This window comes from Pseudomonas juntendi, assembly GCF_009932375.1.
In the GTDB taxonomy this organism is placed as follows: domain Bacteria; phylum Pseudomonadota; class Gammaproteobacteria; order Pseudomonadales; family Pseudomonadaceae; genus Aquipseudomonas; species Aquipseudomonas juntendi.
The window spans coordinates 1-411 of the sequence record NZ_BLJG01000574.1; the positions used below are offsets into that span (position 1 = coordinate 1).

General features: G+C 62.8%; 1 protein-coding gene. It reads right to left on the reverse strand.

From position 1 onward, the window contains the following. Positions 1-26: 26 nt before the first annotated feature. Positions 27-411 (reverse strand): SIMPL domain-containing protein (locus GYA94_RS27330; protein ID WP_161893513.1); only part of this gene is annotated, 385 nt, incomplete at its 5' end.

The window sequence follows — 411 nt, forward strand, 5'->3', positions numbered from 1 at the left end:
AGGCCGCGCATACCGGCGCTAGTTGCTTAAGGCATCTGCACTTCAATCAACCCATCAGCATTCATGCTCACCTCGCTGGTACCGGCTTCGATGTCGGGCGCCGGCGCCGCTTCATCTGCGCTCATGGCCTTCATGGCCATCGGAGCGCTGCGCAGGTACGGCCGTGGATAGCCGCTGCTGTTCAGGTTCAGGCTGACCACTTTGTAGCCTGTGCCGCCCAAAGCTTGCGTGGCCAGTTGTGCACGGGCCTTGAACGCATCGACGGCATCCTTGAGCAGCTCGTCTTCGCTGGACTTGCGCGTGGCCGGCGCGATGGAGAAGTCCATGCCACCCATTTTCAGCTCTTGCAGCAGGTCGGCGGTCAGTTGCGAGAGGGCCGGGAAATCGGCGCTTTCCAGGCGCAGCTCGGCG